The organism is Bacillus bruguierae (genome assembly GCF_037104725.1).
GTDB classification, from domain to species: domain Bacteria; phylum Bacillota; class Bacilli; order Bacillales; family Bacillaceae_G; genus Bacillus_A; species Bacillus_A bruguierae.
This window is the reverse complement of sequence record NZ_JBAWSX010000007.1, coordinates 203,818-226,527: the sequence shown is the minus strand read 5'-3', so window position 1 is coordinate 226,527 and position 22,710 is coordinate 203,818. Positions and strand designations below refer to the sequence as shown.

The 22,710-nt window shown below is 37.2% G+C and carries 21 protein-coding genes; 12 read left to right on the top strand and 9 right to left on the bottom strand.

Annotated features, from left to right (window positions below):
- Nucleotides 1-4: 4 nt before the first annotated feature.
- Entirely contained in the window at nucleotides 5-1,540 is a 1,536-nt protein-coding gene (purH, locus tag WAZ07_RS14125; protein WP_336472958.1) for a bifunctional phosphoribosylaminoimidazolecarboxamide formyltransferase/IMP cyclohydrolase, read from the top strand.
- Between the two features lie 242 nt (nucleotides 1,541-1,782).
- The gene (purD, locus tag WAZ07_RS14120) at nucleotides 1,783-3,045 is read left to right on the top strand and encodes a phosphoribosylamine--glycine ligase (RefSeq protein ID WP_336472957.1); all 1,263 of its coding nucleotides are present in this window, start codon (nucleotides 1,783-1,785) and stop codon (nucleotides 3,043-3,045) included.
- A 97-nt stretch (nucleotides 3,046-3,142) separates the two neighbouring features.
- Here the strand turns inward: purD and WAZ07_RS14115 are convergent, their stop codons facing one another.
- The 3 genes from WAZ07_RS14115 to WAZ07_RS14105 form a co-directional block, all read right to left on the bottom strand.
- Complete coding sequence (locus tag WAZ07_RS14115; RefSeq protein ID WP_336472956.1) at nucleotides 3,143-3,301, bottom strand: type II toxin-antitoxin system antitoxin; 159 nt, start codon at nucleotides 3,299-3,301, stop codon at nucleotides 3,143-3,145.
- A gap of 15 nt (nucleotides 3,302-3,316) precedes the next feature.
- Nucleotides 3,317-4,162 (bottom strand): SPFH domain-containing protein, encoded by an 846-nt coding sequence (locus WAZ07_RS14110; RefSeq protein WP_335514984.1) that lies wholly within the window; start codon nucleotides 4,160-4,162, stop codon nucleotides 3,317-3,319.
- Between the two features lie 199 nt (nucleotides 4,163-4,361).
- Nucleotides 4,362-4,745 (bottom strand): YgaP family membrane protein, encoded by a 384-nt coding sequence (locus WAZ07_RS14105; protein WP_336472955.1) that lies wholly within the window; start codon nucleotides 4,743-4,745, stop codon nucleotides 4,362-4,364.
- A gap of 195 nt (nucleotides 4,746-4,940) precedes the next feature.
- On the opposite strand from WAZ07_RS14105, the gene pcrB reads away from it, so the two are divergent.
- From pcrB to pruA, 6 genes are all read left to right on the top strand, one after another.
- Complete coding sequence (gene pcrB / locus WAZ07_RS14100) at nucleotides 4,941-5,630, top strand: heptaprenylglyceryl phosphate synthase (RefSeq protein ID WP_336472954.1); 690 nt, start codon at nucleotides 4,941-4,943, stop codon at nucleotides 5,628-5,630.
- Nucleotides 5,631-7,871: a DNA helicase PcrA gene (pcrA, locus tag WAZ07_RS14095; RefSeq protein ID WP_336472953.1), complete on the top strand. Its 2,241-nt coding sequence runs from the start codon at nucleotides 5,631-5,633 to the stop codon at nucleotides 7,869-7,871.
- 15 nt (nucleotides 7,872-7,886) lie between these two features.
- The gene (gene ligA, locus WAZ07_RS14090) at nucleotides 7,887-9,896 is read left to right on the top strand and encodes an NAD-dependent DNA ligase LigA (RefSeq protein ID WP_336472952.1); all 2,010 of its coding nucleotides are present in this window, start codon (nucleotides 7,887-7,889) and stop codon (nucleotides 9,894-9,896) included.
- Nucleotides 9,897-9,912: 16 nt separating this feature from the next.
- On the top strand, nucleotides 9,913-11,091 hold the full coding sequence (locus WAZ07_RS14085) for a CamS family sex pheromone protein (protein ID WP_336472951.1): 1,179 nt from the start codon (nucleotides 9,913-9,915) through the stop codon (nucleotides 11,089-11,091).
- A 270-nt stretch (nucleotides 11,092-11,361) separates the two neighbouring features.
- Nucleotides 11,362-12,132 (top strand): TSUP family transporter, encoded by a 771-nt coding sequence (locus WAZ07_RS14080; protein WP_336472982.1) that lies wholly within the window; start codon nucleotides 11,362-11,364, stop codon nucleotides 12,130-12,132.
- A gap of 159 nt (nucleotides 12,133-12,291) precedes the next feature.
- Nucleotides 12,292-13,839: an L-glutamate gamma-semialdehyde dehydrogenase gene (gene pruA, locus WAZ07_RS14075; RefSeq protein ID WP_336472950.1), complete on the top strand. Its 1,548-nt coding sequence runs from the start codon at nucleotides 12,292-12,294 to the stop codon at nucleotides 13,837-13,839.
- Nucleotides 13,840-14,141: 302 nt separating this feature from the next.
- On the opposite strand, the gene WAZ07_RS14070 is transcribed toward pruA, so the two are convergent.
- The 6 genes from WAZ07_RS14070 to WAZ07_RS14045 all read right to left on the bottom strand — a co-directional run bounded on the left by WAZ07_RS14070 (nucleotide 14,142) and on the right by WAZ07_RS14045 (nucleotide 18,390).
- Nucleotides 14,142-14,558: a PH domain-containing protein gene (locus WAZ07_RS14070; RefSeq protein WP_336472949.1), complete on the bottom strand. Its 417-nt coding sequence runs from the start codon at nucleotides 14,556-14,558 to the stop codon at nucleotides 14,142-14,144.
- A 253-nt stretch (nucleotides 14,559-14,811) separates the two neighbouring features.
- A complete protein-coding gene (locus WAZ07_RS14065) occupies nucleotides 14,812-15,375 on the bottom strand; it encodes a cysteine hydrolase family protein (protein WP_090917447.1) in 564 nt (187 codons plus the stop codon).
- A gap of 132 nt (nucleotides 15,376-15,507) precedes the next feature.
- Complete coding sequence (locus tag WAZ07_RS14060) at nucleotides 15,508-15,993, bottom strand: HXXEE domain-containing protein (RefSeq protein WP_336472948.1); 486 nt, start codon at nucleotides 15,991-15,993, stop codon at nucleotides 15,508-15,510.
- Between the two features lie 360 nt (nucleotides 15,994-16,353).
- On the bottom strand, nucleotides 16,354-16,548 hold the full coding sequence (locus tag WAZ07_RS14055) for a DUF3926 domain-containing protein (RefSeq protein ID WP_090917451.1): 195 nt from the start codon (nucleotides 16,546-16,548) through the stop codon (nucleotides 16,354-16,356).
- Nucleotides 16,541-17,722: an ArsA family ATPase gene (locus WAZ07_RS14050; RefSeq protein ID WP_336472981.1), complete on the bottom strand. Its 1,182-nt coding sequence runs from the start codon at nucleotides 17,720-17,722 to the stop codon at nucleotides 16,541-16,543. The genes WAZ07_RS14055 and WAZ07_RS14050 overlap by 8 nt, the downstream gene beginning before the upstream one ends.
- A 185-nt stretch (nucleotides 17,723-17,907) precedes the next feature.
- The gene (locus WAZ07_RS14045) at nucleotides 17,908-18,390 is read right to left on the bottom strand and encodes a MarR family winged helix-turn-helix transcriptional regulator (protein ID WP_336472947.1); all 483 of its coding nucleotides are present in this window, start codon (nucleotides 18,388-18,390) and stop codon (nucleotides 17,908-17,910) included.
- Between the two features lie 232 nt (nucleotides 18,391-18,622).
- Between WAZ07_RS14045 and WAZ07_RS14040 the strand changes: the two genes are divergently transcribed.
- From WAZ07_RS14040 to gatB, 4 genes are all read left to right on the top strand, one after another.
- Nucleotides 18,623-18,856, top strand: coding sequence for a YiaA/YiaB family inner membrane protein (locus WAZ07_RS14040; protein ID WP_336472946.1), 234 nt, complete (start codon nucleotides 18,623-18,625; stop codon nucleotides 18,854-18,856).
- 144 nt (nucleotides 18,857-19,000) lie between these two features.
- Complete coding sequence (gatC, locus tag WAZ07_RS14035) at nucleotides 19,001-19,291, top strand: Asp-tRNA(Asn)/Glu-tRNA(Gln) amidotransferase subunit GatC (RefSeq protein WP_020062440.1); 291 nt, start codon at nucleotides 19,001-19,003, stop codon at nucleotides 19,289-19,291.
- Between the two features lie 15 nt (nucleotides 19,292-19,306).
- On the top strand, nucleotides 19,307-20,764 hold the full coding sequence (gene gatA / locus WAZ07_RS14030) for an Asp-tRNA(Asn)/Glu-tRNA(Gln) amidotransferase subunit GatA (RefSeq protein ID WP_336472945.1): 1,458 nt from the start codon (nucleotides 19,307-19,309) through the stop codon (nucleotides 20,762-20,764).
- A gap of 14 nt (nucleotides 20,765-20,778) precedes the next feature.
- Entirely contained in the window at nucleotides 20,779-22,209 is a 1,431-nt protein-coding gene (gene gatB / locus WAZ07_RS14025; RefSeq protein WP_336472944.1) for an Asp-tRNA(Asn)/Glu-tRNA(Gln) amidotransferase subunit GatB, read from the top strand.
- The last annotated feature ends 501 nt before the right edge of the window (nucleotides 22,210-22,710 follow it).

Sequence of the window (22,710 nt, the reverse complement as noted above, 5' to 3'; positions counted from 1 at the left end):
ATAAATGAAAAAGCGTGCATTAGTCAGTGTTTCAAATAAAGCTGGAGTTGTAGAATTTGTAAAAGGATTACTTGAGCAAGGGATTGAAGTGATTTCAACAGGTGGGACGAAAAAGTTACTAGAAGAAAACGGCTTACAAGTAATTGGAATTTCTGAAGTAACAGGTTTTCCAGAGATTATGGATGGTCGTGTGAAAACATTACATCCAAACATCCATGGTGGACTTCTTGCTGTACGTGATAACGAAACGCATATGTCCCAAATGAATGAACTTGACATTCAGCCGATTGACTTTGTTGTTGTAAACCTGTATCCATTTAAAGAAACGATTGCAAAACCAGATGTGACATTTGCTGATGCGATTGAAAATATTGATATCGGCGGCCCGACAATGATTCGATCTGCTGCGAAAAACCACGAGTTTGTAACGGTTGTCGTGGATCCAACAGATTACGATGTTGTATTAGCAGAATTAAAGGAAAGTGGAGAAGTTTCAAAAGAAGCAAAACGTAAATTAGCAGCAAAAGTATTCCGTCATACAGCGGCATATGATGCATTAATTTCAAACTATTTAACAGAACAAACAGGAGAAGAAAGCCCTGAAACGTTAACTGTTACGTTTGAGAAAAAACAAGATTTACGTTACGGCGAAAATCCACATCAAAAAGCAGCGTTCTATAAGGCACCGTTTGCAGCAACTTCTTCTGTTGCATATGCAGAACAATTACATGGTAAAGAGTTATCTTATAATAACATCAATGACGCAGATGCAGCGCTTAGCATCGTGAAAGAATTTACAGAACCAGCAGTTGTAGCGATAAAACATATGAATCCATGCGGCGTTGGTGTTGGAGCTGATATTCATGAAGCATATGCACGTGCTTACGAAGCAGATCCAGTATCGATTTTTGGCGGCATTATTGCAGCTAACCGTGAAATTGATAAAGCTACTGCAGAAAAGCTACATGAAATTTTCTTAGAAATCATTATTGCACCTTCTTTCTCACAGGAAGCTTTAGAAGTGCTGCAAAGTAAGAAAAACTTACGTTTGTTAACTGTTGATATTGCTAAAGTTAGGGCAGCTAGTAAGAAATTAACTTCTATCCAAGGTGGTTTACTTGTACAAGAAGAGGATACTTTAGCATTAGAAGATGCAACAATCACAATTCCAACAAAGCGTGAACCAACAGAGCAGGAATGGAATGATTTAAAATTAGCTTGGAAAGTTGTAAAACATGTAAAATCAAATGCAATTGTTTTAGCGAAGGATAATATGACAATTGGTGTTGGTGCAGGGCAAATGAACCGCGTTGGCTCAGCGAAAATCGCTATTACACAAGCGGGTGAGAAAGCACAAGGAAGTGCACTTGCATCTGATGCATATTTCCCAATGCCAGATACAGTAGAAGAAGCGGCTAAAGCTGGTATTACAGCAATCATTCAACCAGGTGGATCCATTCGCGATGAAGATTCCATTCAAAAAGCAGATGAGTACGGCATTGCGATGGTATTTACTGGAGTACGTCATTTCAAACATTAATTGAGAAACGAAGGAGATGACCAAAAGTCCACTTTTGGGTCATCTTCTTCTACTTTTGAATATGATTTAGCTTGCGTGTCGAACATTGTCGAAGGGTCTTTATCCTATGTCGAATCGCCGATATATTTTAAAGAACGGTCGATATATTGTGAAAAGCGCCGATAAATGCACCACTTCCATCGATATACCGCTGGACACGTAAGAAGGGAATGGATTTTAACTTGAATAATGGAGGATGAAATATGAATGTTTTAGTAATTGGCCGTGGTGGACGTGAGCACGCGTTAGCATGGAAGTTTGCAAGGTCAGAGCAAGTAGAAACTGTATATGTAGCGCCAGGGAATGAAGGAATGAAAGACGTAGCAACGCCTGTAGCAATTGATGAAAATGATTTTAATGCGCTTATTACTTTTGCGAAAGAAAATAATGTTGGTTTAACGTTTGTTGGCCCAGAAATTCCGCTTATGAATGGTATTGTTGACCGTTTTGAAGAAGCAGGTCTTCGTGTTTTTGGTCCGAACAAAGCGGCAGCTGTTATTGAAGGAAGTAAAGCTTTTACGAAAGAGCTTATGAAAAAGTATGATATTCCAACAGCGGCATATGAGACGTTTACAAATTATGAAGAAGCAGTGGCATACATTGAAAAAGTCGGCGCACCAATCGTTATTAAAGCAGACGGCTTAGCGGCTGGTAAAGGTGTAACAGTTGCTATGACGTTAGAAGAAGCATTGCAAGCTGTAAAAGAAATGCTGCAAGACGTAAAGTTTGGAGAAGCTAGCAAAAAGGTTGTTATTGAAGAATTTTTAGATGGACAAGAATTTTCGCTTATGGCATTTGTCAACGGAACAACTGTATACCCAATGGTAATTGCACAAGATCATAAACGTGCTTTTGATGGTGATAAAGGGCCAAATACTGGTGGAATGGGTGCCTATTCTCCGGTACCGCAAATTCCAGAGTCAGCTATAGAACAAGCAATTGAAACCATTCTACATCCGACAGCTGCGGCCATGATACAAGAAGGACGTTCCTTTACAGGTATTTTATACGCAGGACTTATTTTAACAAGTGAAGGTCCGAAAGTAATTGAATTCAATGCGCGCTTTGGCGATCCAGAAACAGAAGTAATCTTACCTCGTTTAGAAAGTGATTTAGTGGATGTATGTAACCACGTATTAGATGGAAAAGAACTTACTTTAGAATGGTCTGAAGAAGCAGTAATTGGTGTTGTACTAGCTTCAAAAGGATATCCAGAAAGCTATGAAAAAGGCGCAGTCATTACAGGCTTAGAAACATTAGAGGATGTAATTGTCTTTCATGCCGGAACAGATGTGAAAGACGGGGAATTTGTAACGAATGGCGGGCGTGTGTTGTTTGTTGCTTGTAAAGAAAAGGACTTACAAGCAGCGAAAGATAAGGTGTATAAAGAAATTGCAAAAATTGAAAGCGACGGTCTATTTTATCGTAGTGATATTGGGTACCGTGCGATTGGCCAGACTCTTTAGATACTGGCGATGATATAAGGCCTCAAAGTGAAAGTACAATTTTCTTAAAAAAATATTGCTATCCCTAAAAGAAAAAAGAGTCCTACTCATTAAAAAGTTAGGACTCTTTTTTTATCTTACCTTTTTGCTTTGCCATCTCGCGAAGTAAATATTCAATATGAGCATTTACACTTCGAAATTCGTCGTTTGCCCATTTTTCAATAATTGCGTACAATTCGGGATCGATTCGTAATGGGAAGCTTTTCTTTTTAGCCATGATTACCTACAACCTTTAGTAGAGACTTCCTGTATTAATAACTGGTTGTGCTCCTTTATCTGAGACGATGGCAACTAATAAGTTATTAACCATATTTGCTTTTCTTTCGTCATCTAGATCAAGTATACCCTCTTCATCGAGCTTTTGAATAGAATCTTTCGCCATTTGTACGGCACCTTCTACAATTTCCTTTCTTGCAGCTAATACTGCTTTTGCCTGTTGACGTTGAAGCATTGCATGGGCAATTTCAGTTGCGTAAGCTAAGTGCGTTAAACGAGTTTCGATTACTTCTACTCCTGCAATTTCTAAACGTGCTTCTAACTCTCGTTTTAACTCTTCGGAAATTTCTTCTGAGTTTCCGCGCAGTGTAACGATGTTGTCATCTTGGAAATTATCATACGGATATTTCGTTGCTACGTGGCGAATTGCTGTTTCGCTTTGAATTTCCACGAAGGCATCATAATGTTCGACACCAAAGATCGCTTTTGCGGAATCAACGACTTTGTAAACAACAACAGCTGCAATTTCAATTGGATTCCCATCTACATCATTTACTTTTAATTTCTGACTATTAAAGTTTTCAACGCGTAGTGAAACCGTTTGGCGAAATGAAAATGGAACTGTTAAAAACAGGCCGCTTTCACGAATAGTTCCTAAATAGTTACCGAAAAATGTGATTACTTTTGCTTGGTTTGGCTGTACAGTTCCGATACTACTTGCTAGGATTGCTGCTAATAAAAAAGAAGGAATACCAATAGCAAATAGTTCATTAATAAGACTTAATAAACCAACTCCAATTAAAACTAAAACTGCAAGCAGTCCTAAAAATCCATTTACATGAAATACTTGTTTTTCTTTCATGATCTCGCCTCCTTTTGATATAAAAATGATATCACTTTTATATCAAAGGTGACAATAGGTTTTTGTTATAATTTTTATAAAAAATAAAATTTTCCTAAACAGAACATTAGTTCTTGTTTGTGGTAAAATAAAAGAAAACTTAGCCGCCCACTGTAGCGACTAAGTTTCTTTGAGAGCATCTTGCATGTTGACAAATGATTCAAAGCGGTTTGGACAGAAGAGCCTTTTCGAGTTCAGACTCAATTTCCTTATCAGAAGCATCATAACTTCCATGACTTGTCTTTTCGTCTTTATGAGAAGTAGGAGGTGCTTCTTGTTTATTAGACTGTCCATTCTTCATAAAATCCATGCCTGGCATTTTTAAATCGGGCATGTTCATATATTTACTAAATTTGCATGCTTCGACAATAGGACAGAAACGAATGATGCCTTCTGCGATTCTCATTGCTCCGACCCAAAGCATAATCTTTGACCAAGTACACCATGGTTTTCTTACGAGCTTTGCAGTGCTGCAGCTAAGCAGAATAAAACCAAGTGTAATACGAATAAGAGCATTGATTGTGCCGATGTTTTGCTTGCCCAAGACATTCACTCCTTTTCATCAGCTTTGAAATAGGTTTATCCATTTCAAGAGTTATTGTTCCTTGCATGCTTTTTCTGTATACAATCCAACATTTGACGTAGAAAAAGATGTTGCATGGAACGTGTGTCAGCAGCTCATTTTTTGTTATAATGAAAGAATGCGTAAAGACGATTAGAGAAAAGAAAGGGTGTTTTCATGTACGATATTTCACAGTGGAAACATGTATTTAAGCTTGATCCGAATAAGGAGTTAAGCGATGAACATTTAGAGCTTATTTGTGAATCGGGAACGGATGCTGTTATTGTTGGCGGAAGTGACGGGATCACAATTGATAATGTATTACACATGCTAGTAAGCATTCGTAGATATGCGGTTCCTTGTGTATTAGAAGTTTCAACGCTGGATTCGATTACACCAGGATTCGATTTTTATTACATCCCAAGTGTATTAAACAGTCAAAAGGTAGACTGGGTAACAGGTCTTCATCATGCGGCATTGAAAGAATATGGAGATATTATGAACTGGGATGAAATTTTCATGCAAGGATATTGTGTGTTAAATCCAGAAGCGAAAGTAGCAAAGTTAACGGAAGCAAATTGTGAACTATCAGAAGACGATGTGATTGCATATGCACGTATGGCAGATAAACTTCTCCATTTACCAATTTTCTATTTAGAATACAGCGGCACATATGGAGATGCGGAACTTGTAAGAAAAGTGAAAGCTGAGCTGCAGAGTGCAACATTATATTATGGCGGCGGGATTGCAAATGCAGACCAAGCGAAAGAAATGGCGCAATATGCGGATACAGTTGTCGTTGGAAATTTAATTTATGAAGATATAAAGAAAGCTTTAGCAACAGTACAAGCTGTAAAAGGAAAGTAGGTGGCCGAATACATGAGTATAACAGAAAAATTATTAACAGGATTAAATCCGCAGCAACAAAAGGCTGTCCAAGCAACGTCTGGACCATTGTTACTTATGGCGGGAGCAGGTAGTGGTAAGACGCGTGTGTTAACGCACCGCATTGCTTATTTACTTGGCGAAAAAGGTGTTGCACCGTGGAATGTACTTGCGATTACGTTTACAAATAAAGCGGCGCGTGAAATGCGTGAGCGTATTGATAAACTCGTTGGGCCAGAGGCAGAGGATATTTGGATTTCAACATTCCATTCTATGTGTGTGCGCATTTTACGACGAGATATTGATCGCATTGGTATTAATCGTAACTTTACGATTTTAGATGCAAGTGATCAATTAACAGTTGTGAAAAAAATTATGAAAGAGCGCAATATTGATCCGAAGAAATTTGAACCGCGTTCTATTCTTGCGGGAATTAGCAATGCGAAAAATGAATTGTTATCTTCAGAAAAATATGCAAAAAAAATCTCAATTGCAGATCCATACGAAAAGTTGACGAGCGATGTGTATACAGAATACCAAAAGCGTCTTCTTAAAAATAGTGCACTTGATTTTGATGATTTAATTATGACGACGATTCAATTATTTGAACGGGTGCCAGAAGTACTGGAGTTTTATCAACGTAAATTCCAATATATTCACGTTGATGAGTATCAGGATACGAACCGTGCTCAGTATATTCTTGTTAATCAATTGGCGGCACGTTTTAAAAATCTTTGTGTAGTTGGTGACTCAGATCAATCGATTTATCGTTGGCGCGGAGCTGATATTTCGAACATCTTGTCATTTGAAAAAGATTATAACAATGCACAAGTTATTTTATTAGAACAAAACTATCGCTCAACGCAAAGTATTTTAAATGCAGCAAATGCGGTTATTGAAAATAATACAAATCGTAAACCGAAAAAGTTATGGACGGATAATCAAGTAGGAAGTAAAATTTCGTATTACCGCGCTGCAACTGAAAAAGATGAAGCATATTTTGTTGCGAAAAAAATTCGTGATGAAATTCAAATGGGAAATCGAAAGTATACAGACTTTGCAGTACTGTATCGTACGAACGCCCAGTCTCGTATGGTCGAGGAGATTTTCTTAAAATCAAATATTCCATACAAAATTGTTGGCGGCATTAAGTTCTATGACCGTAAAGAGATTAAAGATATGCTGGCGTATTTACGTTTAATTGCAAACCCAGATGATGAAATTAGCTTTGCACGTATTATTAATGTGCCAAAACGTGGTGTTGGAGCAACATCTATTGATAAGATCATTAATTATGGCGTGCAAAATGGTCTTTCATTGACAGCTGTATTAGATGAAATTGAGCATGTCGGTGTAAGTGCCAAAATTGCGAAGACAGTAGCAGAATTTGCAAAGCAGCTTCATAATTGGGTAAACATGCAAGAATATTTATCGGTAACAGAACTTGTAGAAGAAGTATTAGAAAAAACAGGTTACCGTGATGCGCTGAAGAATGAACGTACGTTAGAATCAGAGGGACGTTTAGAAAACTTAGATGAGTTTTTATCTGTTACACAAACGTTTGAATCACAAAGTGAAGATAAGAGTCTTGTTGCGTTCTTAACAGATTTAGCACTTGTTGCTGATATTGATCGTGTAGATGAAGATCCAACTGCTGGTGAAGAAGTCATTTTAATGACGATGCACTCTGCAAAAGGATTAGAATTCCCTGTTGTCTTCATTTTAGGATTAGAAGAAGGGATTTTCCCGCATACTCGTTCTTTAATGGAAGAAGATGAAATGCAAGAAGAACGCCGCTTAGCATACGTTGGGATTACACGTGCCGAAGAAGAACTGTACGTAACGAATGCCCAAATGCGAACGATATTTGGTAGAACAAGCATGAATAAAGAATCTCGTTTCATCTCGGAAATTCCTGAAGATCTTATTGAAACGCTTCATGAAGTAAAACCAAAGCGTGAAACTTTTGGTGCAAAGTCTAAGCCTGTAACTACAACAACAGTTCGTTCCCGTTCAGCTTTTGTTCGGCCGGCTGCGAAAACAACAGGCGGTGAGCAAATTGGCTGGTCAGTTGGTGATAAAGCATCACATCAAAAATGGGGGATTGGCACTGTTGTAAGTGTGAAAGGCGAAGGAGATGGGAAAGAATTAGACATTGCGTTCCCAAGTCCAATTGGCATTAAACGATTAATGGCAAAATTTGCCCCAGTGACGAAAGTGTAAGAAAGGAATGAGGTCATGTCGAAAGAAGCAGTACAAAAGCGTATTGAAGAGCTTCGTGGCATTTTAAATAAGCTTAATTATGAGTATCACGTGCTAGATCAGCCTTCTGTATCAGATGCAGAGTATGATCGTCATATGCAAGAGTTAATTAAATTAGAAACAGAACATCCGGAATTTTTTACAGAAGACTCTCCAACTGTCCGTGTTGGCGGAGAGATTCTTGATATTTTTGAGAAAGTAACACATAAATCACCGATGTTAAGTTTAGGAAATGCTTTTAATGAAGGTGATTTACGTGATTTTGATCGCAAGGTACGTCAAGGAATTGACGATCAAAATGTAAGATATGTGTGCGAATTAAAAATTGACGGACTGGCGGTTTCCCTTCATTATGAAAAAGGACGCTTCGTTCAAGGAGCAACTCGTGGTGATGGTATAACGGGTGAGGATATTACGCAAAATTTAAAAACGATTAAAGCGATTCCGCTGCGTTTAACAGAAGAAATGACGCTAGAAGCGCGCGGAGAAGCGTACATGCCGAAACGTTCATTTGTGAAATTAAATGAAGAAAAAGAACAGAACGGAGAAGCTGTTTTTGCGAACCCGCGAAATGCAGCTGCGGGTTCATTGCGTCAATTAGATCCAAAAATTGCAGCAAAGCGCAATTTATCTTTATTCGTATATGGACTTACGAATTTAGAAGGAAAGACGATTACATCGCATAGTGAATCGTTAAACCTTTTAGGAGAGCTTGGATTTAAAACAAACCCGAATCGCCGAGTTTGCGAAACAATTGATGAGGTCATTCATTACGTGCAAGAGTGGCAAGAAAAACGTCCACATCTTGATTATGAAATTGATGGTATCGTTATTAAAGTAGATGATATATCCTTTCAAGAAAGCTTAGGAACTACAGCAAAAAGTCCAAGATGGGCTATTGCATATAAATTCCCAGCTGAAGAAGTTGTTACAAAATTGACGGGTATTGAACTAAGCGTTGGACGTACAGGTGTTGTAACCCCAACTGCTGAGTTAGAGCCAGTACGCGTGGCAGGAACGATTGTCCGCCGTGCTTCCTTACACAACGAAGATTTAATTCGTGAAAAAGATATTCGTATTGGCGACTATGTTGTTGTAAAGAAGGCTGGAGACATCATTCCTGAAGTTGTAAATGTGATTGTAGACCGCCGCACAGGTGAAGAAGAAGAGTTTCGTATGCCAACGCATTGCCCGGCATGTGAGAGTGAACTCGTTCGTTTGGAAGAAGAAGTTGCGCTTCGCTGTATCAATCCAGCATGCCCGGCACAAATTCGAGAAGGATTAATTCACTTTGTATCACGTAATGCGATGAATATTGACGGACTAGGCGAACGGGTAATTACGCAGTTATTTGATGCGGATTATATTCGTACATTTGCAGATCTTTATACATTAACGAAAGAACAGTTATTACAACTAGAACGTTTTGGAGAAAAATCCGCTTCAAATCTCGTACAAGCGATTGAAACTTCAAAAGACAATTCGTTAGAGCGATTACTGTTCGGCCTTGGTATTCGCCATGTTGGGGCAAAGGCTGCTCGTACATTAGCGGAACATTATGAAACGATGGATAACATAGTGAAAGCTTCAGAAGAAGAGTTGACAACTATTAATGAGATTGGCGAAAAAATGGCGCAATCTATCGTTACGTATTTTGATAATGAAGATGTACAAGAGTTATTACAACAATTTAAGTCATATGGCGTAAATATGACTTATAAAGGGATAAAACGAGCGGACTTAGAAAACATTGAGTCTTATTTTGCAGGAAAAACAGTTGTGTTAACAGGAAAGCTAGAAGTGATGGGCCGAAGTGAAGCGAAAAAGAAAATTGAAGCGCTTGGCGGGAAAGTCACAGGCAGTGTAAGCAAAAGTACAGACTTAGTCATTGCAGGAGAAGCTGCTGGCTCTAAGTTAGCACAAGCACAAAAACATAACGTTGAGGTTTGGGATGAAGAGAGGTTCTTACAAGAGCTCAATAATTAAGAGGTGCAAAGTTACCATGAAAAAAGTTATATTAGCAGCGTTAAGCCTTGGATTACTTCTTAGTGGATGTAGTATGGGGTTAAAAAAAGAAGAAAAAATTGTAGAAAAATCAGGGAATTCGAAAGATAAATCAATTATTTCGAAATACTCGATTTCCGATGATTATTATAAAACGGCAGTTCCATTTGAAAAAGGATCGGCACGCGGGTTAGCTGTGCAAGGATTAAATAGCCGTTTAGATGTTGATGAATTTGAAACAGGGTTAATGCGCATTGCAAAAGAATCATTTAGTACGAAAGATTATATATTTCAAGGCGGAAAGTATTTAGATAAAGATACGATACAAGCATTAATCGGGAGAAAACGTTCATCTGAGCAGCAAAGTAATTTAGAAAAGGCGTTGAAGAAGAGGTTGCCGAATGGTTTAAATCCAGAGTTACCACCAGGAGAGCCAGAAACATTAGAAGCGAGAAATGAAAAGAGTCCAATGTATTTATCGCAAATTTTAGAACAGGATTACTTAAAAATAAAAGATGAGAACCAAGTAGAGTTAGGTGGAGTTGTTATCGGCCTTGCGATGAATTCTGTTCATTATTACACAGAACAACATGGTTATCCGCGTGAACAAAAAATTGATGATAAAACATTGCTAGAAGAAGGGAAAAAAATGGCGCAAGAAATCTTACCAATTCTGCGCAAGAAAGATGAATTAAAAAATGTTCCAATTACTTTTGCGATCTACAGACAGGAAGCGAAATCTTCACTTGTACCAGGATCCTTTTTATCGTATACAATAGTTGATAAAGGTAACGATAAAGTAGACGATTGGAAAGCACTAGACGAAAAATATTATTTATTCCCTTCTAATGAAGCAGAAAGAGACTATCGTGATGATGCAACAAGTGTAAAGAACTTCAATGCGAAAATAGCGCAGTATTTTACAGGTGATTATACTGCAGTTGTGGGTAGAGGATTCTATAAAGATGGTCAATTAAAAGAATTGAAACTTGAAATTCCAGTTCAGTTTAGTGGAAAGGCAGAAGTCATTGGATTTACACAATATATAGCTGGAGCTGTTATGGATTTCCCTAATTATATTAAAGTGCAAGTTACAATTAAATCTGTAGAACGTCCAGAAGCAATCATTATTCGTGACGTGAAACAAGATAAGCCGTTTGTTCAAGTGTTAGATTAAGAAAAGTCGTTCCTTTTATGAGGAACGGCTTTTTTGTATGTAAGTTACTGCTCTATACAGAATAAAAAGTGGCATGTACTTGCTTTCTCTTCTTGTCTTCGTATTGCACGTGGCAGGAAAAGGCTCTGACCGCTTCTATGCATGGTCAGATGCTCTCGTTCATTTAAAAAGAAAGGGGGTTTTATGTTTTTTAATTTATATTTATATAGTAAAAATTTTGTTATAATTTTTAATGTTGTTAATATACAAGGGGATCGAGGGAAAGTACAGATGGAAGATTTAAGTTTGCAAGTCATTATACTACTCATTGCTTTCGGTTTTTTAGCATCATTTATCGACTCTGTTGTTGGAGGTGGCGGTTTAATTTCGCTTCCGGCACTTATGTTTGTAGGTTTACCTCCTGCTTCGGCAATCGCAACAAATAAATTGGCGGCAACAATGGGTTCATTTACGAGTACAATATATTTTATTCGTTCTAAAAAAGTAGACTTTCGCATTGTAGGAAAACTTATTCCGTTCACAATTGTTGGGGCAATTGCAGGTGCATTTGTTGTAAAATTCATTCCACCGGATGTTTTGCGTCCTCTTATATTAGTTTTACTTGTGTTAATTGCTATTTATATTATTGTAAAAAAAGATTGGGGTAGTGTATCTACTTATAAAAAAATGACGAAGGGAAAAACATTTTTATTCTATTTAGTCATTTTGATTATTGGATTTTATGATGGTTTTTTTGGACCAGGTACAGGTTCATTTTTAATTTTTGCATTTTTATTAATTGGTTTGGATTTTATCCGTGCGGCTGCCGCTGGTCGGATTTTAAATTTTGTTAGCAATATTGTATCGCTGATTACATTTTTATTTTTAGGAGCAATTCAATTTAAATATGGTTTAATTATGGGTCTATCAATGATTGCAGGTGCATATTTCGGTTCGAGATTTGCTGTTCAAAAGGGCGTAGGGTATATACGGATTTTATTTTTGGTAGTAACAATTTTATTAATTGGTAAAAATTTCTGGGAATACATTCATATTTCATAACATGATGCATATGCATCATGTTGTTTTTTTATTTATTATATTCGAAAAATTATTTAATTTTAAAAATGTAAGTCTAAGAATATTTGAACAAATCGGAATTATCGTGTAGAATAATATTGTATTTATGTAAACGTTTTTTTCTAAGGGGAGGCTAAAATAATGGTAGTAGCATACAAACATGAGCCATTTACAGATTTTACAGTAGAGGCAAATAAAGTTGCGTTTGAAGAAGGTTTAAAGAAAGTAGAATCTTATCTTGGACAAGACTATCCATTAATTATTGGGGGAGAAAAGATCACTACAGACGATAAAATTGTTTCTGTAAACCCAGCAAATAAAGAAGAAGTCGTTGGCCACGTTTCAAAAGCAAGTCGTGAATTAGCAGAGAAAGCAATGCAAGTAGCGGATGAAACATTCCAAACTTGGAGAAAAACGAAACCAGAAATGCGCGCAGACATTTTATTCCGCGCAGCTGCAATCGTTCGCCGCAGAAAACATGAGTTTTCCGCAATTCTTGTAAAAGAAGCAGGTAAGCCATGGAATGAGGCAGATGCTGATACAGCAGAAGCAATTGACTTCATGGAGTATTATGGTCGTCAAATGTTAAAATTAAAAGATGGCATTCCAGTAGAAAGCCGTCCAATTGAATATAATCGTTTTTCTTATATTCCATTAGGAGTAGGTGTTATCATTTCTCCTTGGAACTTCCCATTTGCAATTATGGCAGGTATGACAACAGCTGCATTAGTGTCTGGTAACACTGTATTATTAAAACCAGCTAGTACAACACCTGTAGTAGCAGCGAAGTTTATGGAAGTATTAGAAGAAGCTGGCTTACCAGCGGGCGTAGTAAACTTCATTCCTGGTAGCGGCTCTGAAGTTGGTGACTACTTAGTAGATCATCCTCGTACACGCTTCATCAGTTTCACTGGATCACGCGATGTGGGTATTCGTATTTACGAACGCGCAGCAAAAGTAAATCCAGGACAAATTTGGTTAAAACGCGTTATCGCTGAAATGGGCGGTAAAGATACAATTGTTGTTGATAAAGAAGCAGATCTTGAATTAGCGGCAAAATCTATCGTTGCATCTGCATTTGGATTCTCAGGACAAAAATGTTCTGCATGTTCTCGCGCAGTAATCCATGAAGATGTATACGATCACGTATTAAACCGTGCAATTGAATTAACAAATGAATTAACAGTAGGAAACCCAGCGGAACAAGGCACAAATATGGGACCTGTTAACGACCAAGCTGCATTTGATAAAGTAATGAGCTATGTTGCGATTGGTAAAGAAGAAGGTAAACTTGTAGCAGGTGGCGAAGGTGATGATTCTAAAGGCTGGTTCATCAAACCAACAATCATCGCTGACGTTGCTGAAGATGCTCGCCTTATGAAAGAAGAAATCTTCGGACCAGTTGTAGCATTCTGCAAAGCAAAAGACTTTGATCATGCACTTGCAATTGCGAACAATACAGAATACGGTTTAACAGGAGCTGTTATTTCTAATAATCGTGAACATATCGAAAAAGCACGTGAAGACTTCCACGTTGGTAACTTATACTTCAACCGTGGATGTACTGGTGCAATCGTAGGTTACCAACCATTTGGTGGCTTTAACATGTCTGGTACAGACTCTAAAGCAGGTGGCCCTGACTACTTAGCACTTCACATGCAAGCAAAAACCACTTCTGAAACTCTATAAGAAGTATAAGAAAGACCTTCTCGTAACCGAGAAGGTCTTTAATTATTAGTAAATATAAAATGGAAAAATGACATGATACCAGCGATTTTTAAAATATATCGGCGATTTGACACAATATAAAGTGAAACTTCCATCAGTGACGACTTTCTCACTGCTGGAAAGCCCCTCCAATCGGGCTTTTACGGGCAGTCTTCTTCTCCATGCTTCCACAACCTGTACTGCCCGTTAATGCGGGATAAAGACCGTTCGGCAGCATTCGACATGCGTGCGCAGAAAGAAACTAACCTTAAAAGGCTTCTAGGTCAGATCCTATTCTTGTTTAGAAGAGGACATTTCTCTTGCATTGTTCTCATAAATAAATCGGGGTCCTTTGGTAACGATATAAGAGCCATATTATAATTGCTATAAGTAATTTCTGCGCGCTTAAATGTCCAGGCAGGTGCAGAAAGTAAGTTGTAAGTGTATCTGATGCTAGTTATTTCATGGAGCGGAATCATAATTTTGATGAAACCAAATATAGCAACGAGATGTGTGCTTGTAATCTCGTGATAAGAATGAAATAGTGCCCATAGAAGCATACCGATAACAGGTACTATGATGACACCTATTATAATAGAGCCTGCATCAGCTTCTTTTGCAAAAAAGAGAATAAAAGGTATTGGGCATAATGCAATAATAAGTAGAGAAAGCAGTGGATTTCGCTGAATTGGAATTTTCATTAGTTGTACCTCCTTTGTTATCAGTTTACCTTATTTTGGTTTTTTGTGCTTAGTTTAAATAAAAACACACAAAATTACTAGAAAATTTGCCCCATTCGTCATATTTCCTTGTATAAATTTTATAAATTTCCTGTATAATACAATTTGAAGGAAAATCTATGATTAGACAAGAAGACACCGCTTTCAGTTTGCTCGCTGAAAGCGGTGTTTCTTTTTGGATACATTTCACGAAAAAGTGAAATAACCTCTTTTGTTAAGTTTGAAGGGATTGCTCACGTTGTAAAAATTCCGCCTGGCTAATTACCTCAGCGTATACGTCATTTAAGGAAGCGAGAATGGTGTTGTGAATATATACAGCGGGAATCGAAACATTTTTAAAGATTAAATCTTTCGTTGCACACGCGTCATGCACTACTGTACATGTAAAGCCAAAATCAAAGGCAGCTCGTACTGTAGCATCAATGCACATATGGGTCATCATGCCGCATACAACGACTTGTTCAATTTGTAAATTTTGTAATTCTTGTAATAGCGGTGTCTCTCGAAAACTATTAGGAAAATGCTTAAGTATGACCGTTTCCTGTTGAAAAGGACGAACACTTTCATGGATATGTACGCCTTCTGTATTCGGAAGAAAGAACGTTGCATTTTCCTGTACGGAAACATGTTGAATATGAAAAATAGGCTGATTTGTTTCACGGAAATGTTGAAGTATGCGCTTTGCATATTCGCTTGCTTCATCGGCGTTTCGCAGTTCCATCTTTCCATTTGGAAAATAATCATTTTGGATGTCAACGAGTAAAAGAGCAATTTTCATTTCAGTTGCAGCCTCCAGTTTTTAATTTTATATTCATTTAATTATTCCATTACTTTAGAGAGTTTTCCTTTAAAAAAATGTAAGATGAAGAAATTTACACTAAATTAAAATTAATTTATTTCAGTTTAGTTTTTAATAAACCTGTTTAGAAACAAATTTTCCTGTTTTAAATAAAATGGGAATTAAAATTGCTAATACTCCTGCTACTATAAGTGTGGATAAAAATAACTCTCTAAAAGTTAATTCGTTGTTTTTAAAAAAATGATAAAGAATGAAACTATTAATAGGAATATTCAATAACATACCAGTTAAAAGTCCTGGTGCATATCTTTTTAACACAATGCTTGCAAGTAAATGAGGAAAAATAGCATTAATAATCATTGAACCCATGAAGCCAATAAGAATATATTTAGCCAGACTTGAATTGGGGAAGGATAGATAATAAAAAGTTGAAAGGTAAGCCAATGAAGTAATAACAATAACTGCAAAATAAAATTCGTTTTTCCCTATAGGTTTATGGAATTTTGAGGCGTGATTTGACCACGTTGGTAACCATACTGCTTCTTCTAAATTATGCAATGTAATAGCAAATAAAAATAAAATAACCAATTCTTTCAATAGAAAACCCTCCTTTGTCTAATCTGTTTTATCCCGCTATTCGTGGGCAGTTTATCTCCCACCTCAAAATTCAGCGAAAGCAAAGAAGTTAGGTGGGAGATAAACTGCTGGCATGCGCCCGATTGGTTCAACTAATAATCAGTGGGGAATGAAGAAAACCCCCACTGATTAAAGTTTCACTTTATTAAATAATTATTGTGTGTTGTGAGGATAATACATTATTTTTTAAAAAAAATATGCCTTTTTTTAGTTGAATAATGGAAGTCTTAATATGGATACATTCTTAATTTCTCATAAAATTAAAGCTAAGAAGTTTTAAGTAGAAGAGACTAGGACATTTCCTGGTCTCTTCTTATATAATCATTCAATTGTTATAGGCTTTAAAGAGGTTTCTGCAGGCTGTTTCTGTTCCTGTATATAAGAAGTGAGTTCTTCTTGAAATATGTTTAATACCCCTTTTGCTCGCTGCTGAAGCGGGGCAGGTAATTCGTTTATCATATACGCTCCAATCTCAATTTTCGTCCGAATCATTTTGTGTAGTAAATCTTCATGCATGAATGACACCTCCAAATCGAATGTTGAGGACATCACCTTCAAATTTTGCACCTTGAATGGATAAATGCGTTAATGTTTTTGGTAATGTAATGTTTCGTTTTACGGAACCGGCGCGAATAATAAGTTCGTCACCTTTCTGATTTAAAGAGAGTTCACTTTTATCAGAGAATGGGATCGAAAGAACAAAGGTATATTCATCTCCGTTTTTTGTGACATACTGCGTCCGGCCGTTGAATTTTACCGCAGTTGGATCCGGATCATTTTTAAATAAAGCATCGCCAACACGCTCTAGCATAGATAAGCCCACTACTTCTTGTTCAAACATAGGTGCCTCGTAAATAGGGAGCGGCTGAAAACTATCCTGAATTAATGCTTTATATTTCTTTTGAGCATCTTTCCATGCTTGAAAATACGAATCTGTTACAGTATCAGGAATGACGCGATTAATCATGATAGCATCAACATTGTAGTCATATAAGTTTAAATATGTGAAGCTGCGCTGTGCCTCTTTAATAACCATTTTTTCTGGATTTACAACAACGCGAATGCTTGTTATTTCTCGGTTGGATAAAATATCTCTCATTTCGCCAAGTTGCTCTAGTGTATTTGTTAACTCTCCCATGACATCATCGGTAGGGAGTGGGATTCCTAAAAGCGGCTGAGCAACAGGGCGCACTACGTTTAATACTTTCCGCTTAATTGGGAACAGTTTTTCCATCCACCAGCCGAGCATATCAGGGAAGCTTAACATCGCTAACGTTTCACCGGTTGGGGCACAATCAATAATGATGACATCGTACGTTTTTTGTTTATAGTAGTCTAATACACGCAGTAAACTAATTAAATCTTCCATACCTGGGAACATCGTAAGTTCCTCTGTAGTAATATCGTCAGCCGCTTTTGATGTAAATAGCAAGGTAATATATTTTTGCAGTTTCCCCCAACCCTTTTCCATTTCATAGATTGTATTAATTTCTTGCGCCCATAGGTTTTCACAAATTTCTTGCGGTTCTGATGAAAGTTTCATACCAAAGGAATCTCCTAAGCTATGTGCAGGGTCTGTGCTCATGACTAACGTTTTTAATCCTTGCTTTGCACTTTGCATTGCTGTTGCTGCTGAAATACTTGTTTTTCCTACGCCACCTTTACCTGTGTATAAAATAATTCTCATCATCATATCCCCTTTGTTTCGATAATCGAATATTACGAGAGTCGAAATATATGTTTGAATAAAAAACCCATAAAGGGTTTTATCCCGCATTAACGGGCAGTAATATCTTCGCCTCAGAGTTTGGCGGTGCACAAAAGCTAAGTGGGAGATAAACTGCCCGTAAAAGCCCCACTGATTAAAGTTTCACTTTATTCGATCGGAATGTTTTTCATTTTAGGTGAAGTAAGCTTTTCTTCTGTTTTTTGTTGTGATGTAGCAATATGATTTATGATTTTTTGGAAGATCTGCAGTAAAAATGCTTTTTCTTCTTCTGATAGTGCTTCTGTTACAAGGTTAAAGTAATAAGCAGCATTTTGTTTTACTTCTTCTACAAGCCTTATACCAGTTTCCGTTAAACGAATCAATACAATGCGACGATCACTTTCACTTCGGTAGCGCTCAATATATTCCTTTTTTACGAGACGATTGACTACACCTGTTGTTGTACTCATTGGAATATCGAGAAGTTCCGCAATTTTACTCATCGTAATGTCTGTATTTCGCTCCATCCATAGTAGACAAAATACTTCCGTTTTTGAAAGTGATAAATCAAGGCTTACCCATTCTTCTGGATAGAAAAGCTTCTTGGCGTTATCAAGCAGTAAGTCTAAAAAATGTTCGTATTGCAGCAAAAATTTCCACTCCCGTATATTTCGAAGTTCGTAATATATTTTCATTCTATGTTCAATTGTAATAAATGTCAAATATTTTTCGATTTTTCAGACTAAATCTATTTTATTCTTTATAAAGAACTATATATATGCTAGAGTAATACAAAAGATAGGTTATTTTACATATTCCTGCATAATATGGATAATAGTTCCCTATTCAATGGTGAATTGAGCAATGATAAGGAGGATAATAATGAGAAAGAGAAACACCCAAGCGTTCACGTTTTTAGCATGGACATCTTTCGTTTGTGCGCTTTCTGGTATGTTAATTGGTATTTATACGTTAGAGGAACCACTTAGTGTAAAAGGCTATTATTTAATTGGTACATTATTTTTAACAATGTCTAGTTTTGTACTGCAAAAAACAATTCGTGATAATGAGGAAGATAATGCACACCTTCCAAAGAAAGAACCAATTGAAAAGTAATAAAATGATAAGGAAGGCAAAAGCCTTTCTTTTTTTATGTAAAAATGCTGTAAGTCTTATGTGCTCACTTGCTTGAACTACTGAAAATTTGGTATCATCAATAGTATTGTAGATTGTACGATATATTATGGAGGTGGCCTAGCCGTGTCAAGAATTTCCGTTGAGAATGTAAAGCACGTTGCCCATTTAGCACGTCTTGCGATTACAGATCAAGAAGCAGAAAAATTTCAAAAACAACTCGATGCAATTGTTACATTTGCAGAGCAGTTAAATGAATTAGATACAACAAACGTAAAACCAACAACTCACGTACTAGATATGAAAAATATTATGCGTGAAGACGTACCTGAAAAAGGTTTACCAGTTGAAGAAGTATTAAAAAATGCACCGGATCACAAAGAGAATCAAATCCGTGTTCCAGCAGTATTAGAATAGAGGAGGGGAATTTCGATGTCATTATTTGATCATTCTGTATCAGAGTTACATAAAAAATTACATAGCAAAGAAATTTCCGTTACGGATTTAGTGGAAGAATCTTACAAACGTATTGCGGATGTTGAAGGTAACGTACAAGCTTTTCTTACATTAGATGAAGAAAATGCACGTGCAAAAGCGAAAGAACTCGATGCGAAGTTAGGCGCTGAAGATAATGGTTTACTATTTGGTATGCCAATCGGTGTGAAAGATAACATCGTAACAAAAGGTCTTCGTACAACATGTGCGAGCAAAATTTTAGCAAACTTTGACCCAATTTATGATGCAACAGTTGTGCAAAAGCTAAACGCTGCTGACACAATTACAATCGGTAAATTAAACATGGACGAGTTTGCGATGGGTTCTTCTAACGAAAACTCTGGTTTTTATGCAACAAAGAATCCATGGAATTTAGATTATGTTCCAGGTGGATCTAGCGGTGGTTCTGCAGCAGCAGTAGCGGCAGGAGAAGTATTATTCTCTTTAGGTTCTGATACAGGTGGTTCGATCCGTCAACCAGCTGCATATTGCGGCGTTGTTGGTTTAAAACCAACATATGGTCGTGTATCTCGCTTCGGTTTAGTAGCGTTTGCATCTTCTCTTGACCAAATCGGACCGATTACGCGTACAGTAGAAGACAATGCATACTTACTACAAGCTATTTCTGGTGTAGACCGTATGGATACAACTTCTGCAAACATTGAAGTTGGAAATTACTTAGCTGGTTTAACTGGCGATGTAAAAGGTTTACGCATCGGTGTACCAAAAGAATATTTAGGTGAAGGTGTTGGCGAAGAGGCTCGTGAGTCTGTACTAGCGGCTTTAAAAGTGTTAGAAGGCATGGGCGCAACTTGGGAAGAAGTTTCGCTTCCACACTCTAAATATGCATTAGCAACGTATTACTTAATCTCTTCTTCTGAAGCGTCTGCAAACCTTTCACGCTTTGACGGCGTACGTTACGGCGTTCGTTCTGATAATGTGAATAATTTAATAGACCTTTATAAGAATACGCGTAGCGAAGGCTTCGGTGACGAAGTAAAACGTCGTATTATGCTTGGTACATTTGCACTTAGCTCTGGTTACTATGATGCATATTACAAAAAAGCACAACAAGTACGTACACTAATTAAAAATGATTTTGAAAATGTATTTGCGAACTATGATGTTATTATTGGACCAACAACGCCAACTCCAGCGTTTAAAGTGGGCGAAAAAATCGATGATCCGATGACAATGTATGCAAATGATATTTTAACAATTCCAGTAAACTTAGCAGGTGTTCCAGCAATTTCTGTTCCATGTGGATTCGGTGCAAATAACATGCCGCTTGGACTGCAAATTATCGGTAAACACTTCGATGAAGCAACAATTTATCGCGTTGCACATGCGTTTGAGCAAGCAACAGATTATCATACAAAAAAAGCAAGTCTGTAAGGAGGCGAGCATAGATGAATTTTGAAACAATTATCGGTTTAGAGGTTCACGTTGAGTTAAAAACGAATTCGAAAATTTTCTCTGCGAGTCCAACAGAATTCGGAGCGGATCCAAATACACAAACAAGTGTAATTGACTTAGGATATCCTGGGGTGCTTCCAACTCTAAATAAAGAAGCAGTTAACTTTGCAATGAAAGCTGCAATGGCATTAAACTGTGAAATCGCAACGGAAACAAAATTTGACCGTAAAAACTATTTCTATCCAGATAACCCGAAAGCGTACCAAATTTCTCAATATGATAAACCAATTGGGGAAAATGGTTGGATTGAAATTGAAGTAGACGGCAAAAAGAAACGCATCGGTATTACACGTCTTCATTTAGAAGAAGATGCAGGTAAATCAACGCATACAAGCGAAGGCTACTCATTAGTTGATTACAACCGTCAAGGTATGCCGTTAATCGAGATCGTATCTGAGCCAGATATGCGTACACCAGAAGAAGCGTATGCATACTTAGAAAAATTAAAATCAATCATTCAATATACAGGCGTATCTGATTGTAAGATGGAAGAGGGTTCACTTCGTTGTGATGCGAACATTTCCCTTCGTCCAGTTGGACAAGAAAAGTTCGGTACAAAAGCAGAACTGAAAAACTTAAACTCTTTCACTTATGTTCAAAAAGGTCTTGAGTTTGAACAAGTGCGTCAAGAAAAAGAGCTATTATCTGGTGGTATCATTCAACAAGAAACACGCCGCTATGATGAAGCGACGAAGAAAACGATCTTAATGCGTGTAAAAGAAGGATCTGACGATTATCGTTACTTCCCAGAGCCAGATTTAGTCGAACTTTACATCGACGATGAGTGGAAAGAGCACGTTCGTGCTTCTATTCCTGAGCTTCCAGATGCTCGTAAAGTACGTTATGTTGAAGAGCTTGGCTTACCAGCTTATGATGCACACGTATTAACATTAACGAAAGAGATGTCTGATTTCTTTGAAGCAACAGTTGCAGACGGTGCAGACGCGAAATTAACATCAAACTGGTTAATGGGTGAAGTATTAGCATACTTAAACAAACAACAAAAAGAATTACAAGACGTAGCATTAACACCAGCTGGTTTATCTAAAATGATTCAATTAATTGAAAAAGGTACAATTTCGTCTAAAATTGCGAAAAAAGTATTTAACGAATTAATTGAAAAAGGTGGAGACCCAGAAGAAATCGTAAAAGCTAAAGGTCTTGTTCAAATTTCTGACGAAGGAGCGCTTCGCAAAGTCGTAACAGAAATTCTTGATAATAACGAACAATCTATTGAAGATTTCAAAAACGGTAAAGACCGTGCAATTGGCTTCTTAGTTGGTCAAATCATGAAGGCAACAAAAGGACAAGCAAATCCGCCGCTTGTTAATAAAATCTTACTTGAAGAGATTAACAAGCGATAATAAAGAAAAGCGGAGCTAGATATATAAATCCAAATTGAAAAAACAACATAAAAACCACTTTTTTTAGCTAGGCGAGAGCGGCTGGCCATGTTTAGAGCGGTCAGGGCCCTTTTCTGCCACAGGCAATGTTAAAACAAAGAGAGGTAGCATATCACTTTTTGTTTTACATACCAGCAACTTGGATTTTGAAAAATTAGAGTGGATATATATAACGAAAGGCAGAGGTGGCTCGATTAGAACGGGAAGGCGTTGGAGCTTTCGACAGAGAAGTGCTTTTTGCTTCGTCGGAGGAGGCGAAACGACTGACTGTTCTAGCCACTGGAGCTAGACAGTAACAACAACGATTAATCAGAAAAACATCCATATATGGGTGTTTTTCTGGGTTAATCAAACGTTTGTTTAAATGGTATTTCGTTTAAACAAACGTTTGATTAACTGACAAATATAAGCAAAATGCTGTCATGTTAAGTATGGTAAGATGGTTGCAAAAAACTTGTAATA

What these genes read in the sequence shown, in the direction of transcription:
- purH (WP_336472958.1), top strand. Translation starts at nt 5, where the DNA reads ATGAAAAAGCGTGCATTAGTCAGTGTTTCAAATAAAGCTGGAGTTGTA.
- purD (WP_336472957.1), top strand. Translation starts at nt 1,783, where the DNA reads ATGAATGTTTTAGTAATTGGCCGTGGTGGACGTGAGCACGCGTTAGCA.
- WAZ07_RS14115 (WP_336472956.1), bottom strand. Translation starts at nt 3,301, where the DNA reads ATGGCTAAAAAGAAAAGCTTCCCATTACGAATCGATCCCGAATTGTAC.
- WAZ07_RS14110 (WP_335514984.1), bottom strand. Translation starts at nt 4,162, where the DNA reads ATGAAAGAAAAACAAGTATTTCATGTAAATGGATTTTTAGGACTGCTT.
- pcrB (WP_336472954.1), top strand. Translation starts at nt 4,941, where the DNA reads ATGTACGATATTTCACAGTGGAAACATGTATTTAAGCTTGATCCGAAT.
- ligA (WP_336472952.1), top strand. Translation starts at nt 7,887, where the DNA reads ATGTCGAAAGAAGCAGTACAAAAGCGTATTGAAGAGCTTCGTGGCATT.
- WAZ07_RS14085 (WP_336472951.1), top strand. Translation starts at nt 9,913, where the DNA reads ATGAAAAAAGTTATATTAGCAGCGTTAAGCCTTGGATTACTTCTTAGT.
- WAZ07_RS14080 (WP_336472982.1), top strand. Translation starts at nt 11,362, where the DNA reads ATGGAAGATTTAAGTTTGCAAGTCATTATACTACTCATTGCTTTCGGT.
- pruA (WP_336472950.1), top strand. Translation starts at nt 12,292, where the DNA reads ATGGTAGTAGCATACAAACATGAGCCATTTACAGATTTTACAGTAGAG.
- WAZ07_RS14070 (WP_336472949.1), bottom strand. Translation starts at nt 14,558, where the DNA reads ATGAAAATTCCAATTCAGCGAAATCCACTGCTTTCTCTACTTATTATT.
- WAZ07_RS14065 (WP_090917447.1), bottom strand. Translation starts at nt 15,375, where the DNA reads ATGAAAATTGCTCTTTTACTCGTTGACATCCAAAATGATTATTTTCCA.
- WAZ07_RS14055 (WP_090917451.1), bottom strand. Translation starts at nt 16,548, where the DNA reads ATGCATGAAGATTTACTACACAAAATGATTCGGACGAAAATTGAGATT.
- WAZ07_RS14050 (WP_336472981.1), bottom strand. Translation starts at nt 17,722, where the DNA reads ATGATGAGAATTATTTTATACACAGGTAAAGGTGGCGTAGGAAAAACA.
- WAZ07_RS14040 (WP_336472946.1), top strand. Translation starts at nt 18,623, where the DNA reads ATGAGAAAGAGAAACACCCAAGCGTTCACGTTTTTAGCATGGACATCT.
- gatA (WP_336472945.1), top strand. Translation starts at nt 19,307, where the DNA reads ATGTCATTATTTGATCATTCTGTATCAGAGTTACATAAAAAATTACAT.
- gatB (WP_336472944.1), top strand. Translation starts at nt 20,779, where the DNA reads ATGAATTTTGAAACAATTATCGGTTTAGAGGTTCACGTTGAGTTAAAA.